This is a genomic window from Xanthomonas sp. SHU 199 (assembly GCF_000364665.1).
GTDB classification, from domain to species: domain Bacteria; phylum Pseudomonadota; class Gammaproteobacteria; order Xanthomonadales; family Xanthomonadaceae; genus Xanthomonas_A; species Xanthomonas_A sontii.
On record NZ_AQOI01000349.1, the window covers coordinates 1 to 8,026 of the forward strand.

8 protein-coding genes are annotated in these 8,026 nt (G+C 70.3%); 6 read left to right on the plus strand and 2 right to left on the minus strand.

Annotated features, from left to right (window positions below; translation table 11 throughout):
• Nucleotides 1-156: 156 nt before the first annotated feature.
• On the plus strand, nt 157-339 hold the full coding sequence (locus tag D183_RS27475; RefSeq protein WP_157835208.1) for a hypothetical protein: 183 nt from the start codon (nt 157-159) through the stop codon (nt 337-339).
• Nucleotides 340-472: 133 nt separating this feature from the next.
• On the opposite strand, the gene D183_RS0112170 is transcribed toward D183_RS27475, so the two are convergent.
• Nucleotides 473-1,015, minus strand: a complete 543-nt coding sequence (locus D183_RS0112170) for a glutathione peroxidase (protein ID WP_017909235.1) — start codon at nt 1,013-1,015, stop codon at nt 473-475.
• Between the two features lie 531 nt (nt 1,016-1,546).
• Entirely contained in the window at nt 1,547-3,136 is a 1,590-nt protein-coding gene (gene rmuC, locus D183_RS0112175; RefSeq protein ID WP_017909236.1) for a DNA recombination protein RmuC, read from the minus strand.
• A gap of 380 nt (nt 3,137-3,516) precedes the next feature.
• Between rmuC and D183_RS0112180 the strand changes: the two genes are divergently transcribed.
• The 5 genes from D183_RS0112180 to D183_RS0112200 form a co-directional block, all read left to right on the plus strand.
• Nucleotides 3,517-3,843, plus strand: coding sequence for a hypothetical protein (locus D183_RS0112180; RefSeq protein ID WP_017909237.1), 327 nt, complete (start codon nt 3,517-3,519; stop codon nt 3,841-3,843).
• A gap of 126 nt (nt 3,844-3,969) precedes the next feature.
• Entirely contained in the window at nt 3,970-4,698 is a 729-nt protein-coding gene (locus tag D183_RS0112185) for an MgtC/SapB family protein (protein ID WP_017909238.1), read from the plus strand.
• 42 nt (nt 4,699-4,740) lie between these two features.
• On the plus strand, nt 4,741-5,811 hold the full coding sequence (locus D183_RS0112190; RefSeq protein ID WP_017909239.1) for a sensor histidine kinase: 1,071 nt from the start codon (nt 4,741-4,743) through the stop codon (nt 5,809-5,811).
• On the plus strand, nt 5,808-6,425 hold the full coding sequence (locus tag D183_RS0112195; RefSeq protein ID WP_017909240.1) for a response regulator transcription factor: 618 nt from the start codon (nt 5,808-5,810) through the stop codon (nt 6,423-6,425). The genes D183_RS0112190 and D183_RS0112195 overlap by 4 nt, the downstream gene beginning before the upstream one ends.
• 291 nt (nt 6,426-6,716) lie before the next feature.
• On the plus strand, nt 6,717-8,026 hold a 1,310-nt coding region (locus D183_RS0112200), incomplete at its 3' end, for an amino acid permease (protein WP_017909241.1).

Below are 8,026 nucleotides of genomic sequence, written 5' to 3' on the forward strand. Positions count from 1 at the left end.
GGGTCCGCGTCCATCACGGGGATCCGCGGAAGGGGCTTGGCTGCTTCGCAGCCAAGTCCGGGGCAGTCGCCTCACGGCGCCAGCCCGCCCGCCGGGGCGAAGCAGTGCTTCGCCTTTTTCCGGCGAGCCCTGCCCTGCCGCGGACGGCGTACATCCATGTACGCCGCCCTTCGGGTTTTTCCCCGCGCTGTCCGCCGCTTCGGAAGGGAACCCGGTAAATCAAAAGCCAGGGCAACAGCCAAAGCCAAAGCCAAGCAACAGCTAATGCCAAGCAACAGCCAAAGCAACGGCAACGGCAACGGCAACGGCAACGGTTTCGATGCTGCACGCCTTGCGTAGGAGCGGTTCAGCCGCAACAAGCGACGCCGGACAACGAGGACATCGATCACCTCTCCGGCTCGTTCACCAACTACCTAGACGCCGCAACACACCTTCAGCTCGTCCAAGCACAGCCAGATGGCGCAGCGCGCCGTTACGCCAGCGCCGCGTCGATCGCCGCGCGCAGGCGCGGATCCTCGGCGGTAACGTCCGGAGCGAAGCGCGCGCGGACCTGGCCGTCCCGGCCGACCAGGAACTTTTCGAAATTCCACAGCACGCCCGGCGCCGGATTCGGCTCGATGCCGTAGCCGGCCAGCTTCTCGCGCATCGGGCCCTCGCCCTCGGTCTGCGGCTGCGCGGCGATCAGCGCGCGGTACAGCGGATGCGTGTCCTCGCCGGTAACCGCGATCTTGGAGAACATCGGGAAGGTCACGTCGTAGGTGAGCTGGCAGAACTGCTGGATCTCCGCCTCGCTGCCCGGCTCCTGGCCCTTGAAGTCGTTGGCCGGGAAACCGAGCACTTCCAGGCCGGCGGCCTGCTTCTCGCGGTACAGCGCTTCCAGGCCCGCGTACTGCGCGGTGAGGCCGCACTTGGAGGCGACGTTGACGATCAGCAACACCTTGCCCTCGAACGTGGCGAGGGTGGCCGGCTGGCCATCGATGCGGGTCAGCGGAATGGCGGTCAACGACTCGGACATGGGGCATTACCTCGATCGAAAGGGAGCGCCAGCATAGTCGCTGCCGGTGCGGCATGCGCAGTGCCGTGACCGCGTGACTCAGCGCACCGACAGCTAGCCTGTGCAGGCACGTAACACCCGCTTTTGCTGCGGATCATGTGATCCCACAGGAGCGGCTTCAGCCGCGACGGCCGTGTCCACAAAACCTGCTCGCGACTGCCGCAGAAGGAACAAGAGCCGCCGCTACACATGTGCCTCTCGTCGTGATCGGCAGCGCGCGTATCGGCCAGCGGGCGAGCAGGCGAGCGGCCTGGAGACGACAACGCATCCGCGATGTCGAATCGCATCGACACTGCAGGCAAGACCAGGACACCCGCATGCTGCGCCATCTGCACAGCGCGCGCGTAGGAAGCGGCCGCGCTGGTCCGCCTGGGTCGCGGCGCTGCATCCAACATGGCGCGTGCTGGTCGCACGCCATCTCGCGTCGACGTAACCGCCACGGTGCCTTGCCATCCCGACTCGCCGCACCGCCGCCGCGGGCACCGCAAGCCCTCACTCCCGGTCGTCGCCTGCCGCCTCGTCCGCTTCGGCATCGTCCAGCGGCAACGACAGTTCCAGCAGCGGCGCGGCCTGCGCGTCGGCCAGGGTCTCGACGCCGCGCAGGCGGCGTTCGATGGTGCGGGTCTTGCGGCTGGCCTCGCCCAGGCTCTTGCCGACGGTGCTGATCTGCTTCTCGGCCTTTTCCAGGATGCCGGCGAACTTGCCGAACTCGCTCTTCACCGCCGCCAGCACACCCCACACCTCGCTGGAGCGCTTTTCGATGGCGAGGGTGCGGAAGCCCATCTGCAGGCTGTTGAGCAGGGCGGTGATCGTGGTCGGGCCGGCGACGACGATGCGGTGCTCGCGCTGCAGCAGGTCGGCCAGGCCGGGGCGGCGCAGGGTCTCGGCGTACAGGCCCTCGGTGGGCAGGAACATCACCGCGAAGTCGGTGGTGTGCGGCGGGGCGATGTACTTGTCGCCGATCGACTTGGCTTGCACCCGGATCGCGCGCTCCAGCTGCGCGCCGGTCGCCTGCACCAGCTCCGGATCGCCCTGCTCCTGCGCGTCGAGCAGGCGCTCGTAGTCCTCGCGCGGGAACTTGGCGTCGATCGGCAGCCACACCGGCGTGTCCTCATGGCCGCGGCCGGGCAGGCGCACCGCGAAGTCGACCATCTCGTTGCGCTCCGGGCGCACCCGCACGCCGCGTGCGTACTGTTCCTGGGTCAAGGTCTGCTCGAGGATGTTCTCCAGCTGCACCTCGCCCCAGCCGCCGCGGTTCTTGACGTTGCTCAGCACGCGCTTGAGATCGCCGACGCCGGTGGCCAGCTGCTGCATCTCGCCCAGGCCGCGCTGGACCTGCTCGAGCCGTTCGGAGACCAGCTTGAACGAGGCGTCCAGGCGCGTGTTGAGGGTGGTCTGCAGCTTTTCGTCGACGGTGCCGCGCATCTGCTCGAGCTTGGCCGCGTTGTCGGCCTGCAGTTCCTTCAACCGCTCCTCCAGGGTGGCGCGCATCTCGCCCATCCGCTGCTCGTTGCGCTGGACCAGGTCGCCCAGGCGCTGGCCGAGCGTGTCGGCGAAGCGCTGCTGCGCGTCCGCGCCTTCCTGGCGGCCCTTGCGCGCATCCTCGATCAGGGCCTCGCGCAACGCACCCAGCTGCGCGTCGATGCGCGCGATCAGTTCGGCCTGCTGCTGGCCGAACTGGGCCATGCGCGCGTCCTGCTGCTGGCCGAAGGCGTCGAGCTGGCCGCGGATCTCGACCAGGCGCTGGCTCAGCAGTTCGGCCATGCGCTGTTGCGCGGCGCCGGCCTCGACCCGGCCGCGCCGCGCGTCCTCGGTCAGCGCCTCGCGCAGCAGGTCCAGGCGCTGGTCGGTGCGGGTGGATAGATCCGCCAGATGGCGGGCGAAGCCTTCGCTGCGTGCGTCCTGCTGCCGCGCCAGGCTGTCGAGCTGCTCGCGCAGTTCGCCACGGCCGCTGCGCTGCTCCTCGCGCAGGGCCGCCTCCAGCGCGGAGTGGTTGCCCCGCCGCAGCAACACGGCCAGCAACAGGGCGATGACGGCACACAACAGGCCGGCGAGGATCAGGAAATGGGCATCGTTCTGCATGCGGCCAGTGTAGCCGGCCGCGTCTCAATCGCTGCGCCACGCGCCGGCAGGCGGACCAGTCCGGATATACCTTGGTATCGCCGTCATGGCCTCATGCAGGCTGGTGCACACCTGGGCCGCATGCCAAGCTTTGCGCCACCCGCTCCTGGCCCGGCCAGTGGGCGGTACAGCGGCATCCGACCGCGCCAGGCGTCGCGCTCCGCGCGATCCGTTCCCCTGATACCGGAGGCGAGCATGGACCCCGATCCGCATCGACGCGGCATCAGCGCCGCATTCCCCCGCCGTTCCCCTCGCCTGGTCGCTGCCCGGCGCTGAGCCGGAAGACGCACGCCGCGCACACGCTGCGACGTCCTCCGGCCACGCGCCGCAAGGAGGTCGTCATGTTCGTGTTCTCGCTGTTTTCACGTCGTTTCCGCCTGCAGCGCGGCCTGCAGCGCGCGCTGCGCGCCGCGGTCGCCATGCGCCGTACCGAGGCGCTGCGCCATCTGCTCGCCGCCCACGGCGCCCGCGCCTTCGCCCTGGCCCTGTCCGCGCAGTCGCCGCGGGTGATGGCCGATGCGCTGTCGCTGCTGTCCGTCGCCGACCGCATCCGGGTCCGCGCGCGCTTGCCGCATGCGGCGCAGCGGCGCCTGCACGACGCCGGGGCGAACGCCCCGGCCGCGCACTGGCTGCATGCCGCGCTGGCGTGGTGGCCCGTGGTGCGCTGAGCCGCATCTGTCCGTCGCCACGATGCGCGCTGCCATCTCGCCGCGGCATCATCGGCCCCCGTCCCCGCCCACTCCCTTCCCCGGAGCCGCCATGCTCGCTCCCCCCACCTACCGGAACGCGCCCTGATGGAAGCACTGCGTCTGTTCAATCTCGGCTCGCTGCTCGACACCCTGGTCAGCCTCACCGCCGCCTTCTTGCTCGGCGCGATCATCGGCTTCGAACGCCAGGTGCGCCAGCGCACCGCTGGGCTGCGCACCAACACCCTGGTCGCGGTCGGCGCGGCGATCTTCGTCTCGCTCGGCGACCGCCTGTTCGAGATCCACGGCGGCACCCAGGGCGCGGTGCAGGTGGTGGCCTACGTGGTCTCGGGTATCGGCTTCCTCGGCGCCGGCGCGATCATGAAGGAAGGCGCCAACGTCACCGGGCTCAATACCGCGGCGACGTTGTGGGGGTCGGGCGCGGTCGGCGCCTGCGCCGGTGCCGGGCTGGTCGCCGAGGCGGTGCTGGCGGCCATGTTCGTGCTGCTCAGCAATACCCTGCTGCGGCCGATGGTGAACCGGATCAACCGGCATCCGCTGAAGGAGTCCTCGCTGGAAGCCACCTACATGTTCTATGCGATCTGCGCGCGCGAGGTGCACGGCGACGTGCGCGAGCGGCTGATCGAACTGCTGGAGGAGGCGCACTACCCGGCGCGCGAGGTCGAGCAGCATCCGTTCGGGCAGAAGGACGTGGAGATCGCCGCCACCCTGTACGCCACCGCGGTGCGCGCCGAGGAACTGGATGAAGTTGTGCAGCGCCTGGAGGGCGAACCCGGTGTACAACAGGCGTTCTGGAACGCCGGCGCCGAAGCCTGAGCCAGTCATGCCCATCCCCTTCACCCCCACGCCACACCGCCGATGATCGCCTGGTTCAAGCCGCTGCCGCCGCACCGCCGGCTGCTCGGCCTGGTCGCGCTGGGCCTGGCGCTGGGTGCGATCTTCGTCGCCGACACGGTCACCGACTACGCGGTCGCGGCGGCGCTGTTCTACACCGTGGCGATCCTCGGCGCGGTGCGCTTGCTGGCCCCGGCCGGGCTGGGCGTGCTGGCGGGCATCTGCGTGGTGCTGGTCGTGCTCAGCTTCCATCTCACGCATGCCGGGGCCTACCACGTCGGCGTGATCAACTCGGCGATCAGCATCGTGGTGGTGGCGGTCACCGCCTCCATCGCGGTGCGCATGGAGCGGGCCAAGGCCGCCGCGCACGCGGCGCAGGCGCAGTTGCTGCGGCTGGCGCGGGTGCGCAGCCTGGGCAGCCTGACCGCCTCGATCGCGCACGAGGTCAACCAGCCGCTGGCGGCCATCGTCACCAGCGGCAACGCCTGCCAGCGCTGGCTCGACCAGCAGCCGCCGAACCTGGACAAGGCGCGCGCGGCGCTGGCGCGCATCCTCGCCGACGCCGAGCGTGCCGGCGAGGTGATCGCGCGGGTGCGCAGCCTGACCCGGGGCGAGGCGCCGCAGCAGCGCGCCTTCGACCTCAATGCCGCGGTGGCCGAGGTGCTGGCGCTGTCGCAGGGCGAACTGGAACGCAGCGCGGTCAGCGTGCACACCGAACTGTCGGCGCTGCTGCCGCCGGTGTCGGCCGATCCGGTGCAGATCCAGCAGGTGATCGGCAACCTGCTGCTCAACGCGATCGAGGCGATGGCCGCCACGCCGCCAGCGCAGCGTGCGCTGCGCATCGTCACCGAGCGCGAGGACGCGCGTTCGGTGCGGCTGAGCGTGGCCGACAGCGGCGAAGGCCTGTCCGCGCAGGCGCAGGCGCATCTGTTCGATGCGTTCTGGACCACCAAGCAGGGCGGCATCGGCATCGGCCTGAGCATCAGCCGCAGCATCGTCGAGGCCGGCGGCGGGCGCATCTGGGCCGAACCCGGGCGGCCGCGCGGCGCGGTGTTCTGCGTGTGCCTGCCCACCGCCGGCGGAGCCACGCCATGAATGACGCGACCGCACGCCCGGTGGTGTACCTGATCGACGACGACGCCTCGATCCGCGCCGCGCTGGAAGACCTGTTCGCCTCGGTGGACCTGCAGGTGCACACCTTTGCCTCGACCCGCGAGTTCCTGGCGCATCCGCGCGCCGACGCGCCGAGCTGCCTGGTGCTGGACATCCGCATGCCCGGGCAGAGCGGCATGGACTTCCACCGCAACATGCACGAGGCCGGGCTGGCGCTGCCGACCATCTTCATCACCGGCCACGGCGACATCCCGATGAGCGTGGAAGCGATGAAGAACGGCGCGATCGAGTTCCTGACCAAGCCGTTCCGCGACCAGGACCTGCTCGACGCGATCGGCCAGGGCATCGCCCGCGACCGCGCGCGCCGCGCCGCCGATGCGGCGCAGGCGGAACTGCAGGCGCGCTGGGCGCGGCTGAGCGCCGGCGAACGCGAGGTGGTGGAGCTGGTGGTGCAGGGCCTGTTGAACAAGCAGGTGGCGGCGCGGCTGCAGCTCAGCGAGATCACGGTGAAGGTGCGCCGCGGCAATGCGATGCGCAAGCTGGAGGTCGGTTCGCTGGCCGAGCTGGTAAGGCTGGCGGAGCGGCTGGGGCGGTAGGTCGGTTGCGAGAACCCACGATTGCCGGGCGCGGCGGAACAGGTCCTGACGCACCGGTATTCCGTAGAAGCGGCTTCAGCCGCGACGGGCTTTCCCGATGACGTCCGTCGCGGCTGAAGCCGCTGCTACGAGACAGAGAGAGAGAGAGAGCGGTCTCCGCTCGATAAAGCCGGACTTGCGCTTCGCATCGACCTCCACAAGCGCCGTGCCATACCGCGCCGCAGGCATAGCTTTGCTGCACCGCATTCGGCGACACTGCCGGGCTTGTCACTTCCGCACCCCGAGGCCCGCATGTCGTTCCTGTTCCGGCGCAAGTCGCTCGACCTGGTCACCGTCCACGAGGCCGGACGCCGGCTGGTGCCCTCGCTGAGCTGGCCGCATCTGGTGGCGCTGGGCATCGGCGCGATCGTCGGCACCGGCATCTACACCTTGATCGGCGTCGGCGCGCAGCTGGCCGGGCCGGCGGTGCTGGTGTCGTTCGCGGTGGCCGGGGCGATATGCGCCTGCGCCGCGCTGGCCTATGCGGAGATGGCGACGATGATGCCGGCCGCCGGCAGCGCCTACACCTACAGTTACGTCGCGCTGGGCGAAGCGATCGCCTGGGTGGTGGGCTGGAGCCTGATCCTGGAGTACTCGCTGGTGGTCAGCACGGTGGCGGTGGGCTGGTCCGGCTACTTCGTCGGCTTCCTGCACTGGGCCGGTGCGCAGACCGGCATGGACCTGAACCTGCCGGCGGCGCTGACCGCGGGGCCGCATGCCGGCGGCATCGTCAACCTGCCGGCGGTGCTGATCACCTTCGCCGTGGCCGGCCTGCTGATGGCCGGCACCAAGGAGAGCGCCACGCTCAACGCGGTGCTGGTGGTGCTGAAGCTGATCGCGCTTGGCATCTTCGTGGCGGTGGCGCTGCCGGCGTTCCAGAGCGCCAATCTGCACCCGTTCATGCCGTACGGCTTTCCCAAGACGGTCGGCGCCGACGGCGTCGCGCACGGGGTCATGGCGGCGGCGGCGATCATCTTCTTCGCCTTCTACGGCTTCGATGCGATCTCCACCGCCGCCGAGGAAACCAAGAACCCCAAGCGCGACCTGGCGATCGGCATCGTCGGTTCGATGATCGGCTGCACCCTGATCTACATCCTGGTGGCGCTGGCCGCGGTCGGCGCGATGCGCTACGACGTGTTCGGCGCCAGCGCCGAGCCGCTGGCGCTGATCCTGCGCGAACTCGGCCACGGCAAGGCGGCGGCGGCGATCGGCGTGGTCGCGGTGATCGCGCTGCCCACCGTGCTGCTGGCCTTCCTGTACGGGCAGAGCCGGATCTTCTTCGTGATGTCGCGCGACGGCCTGCTGCCGCGCGGGCTGTCCAAGGTCAACGCGCGTACCGGCACGCCGGTGGCGACCACGCTGTTCACCGCGGTGCTGGTGGCGGCGCTGGCCGGCGTGGCGCGGCTGGACGAGATCGCCGCGCTGGCCAATGCCGGCACCCTGGCCGCCTTCATCGCCGTGGCCGCCTGCATGCTGGTCCTGCGCCGCCGCGAACCCGGCCGTGCCCGCACCTTCCGCACGCCGCTGGCGTGGCTGGTCGGGCCGCTGGCGATCGGCGGGTG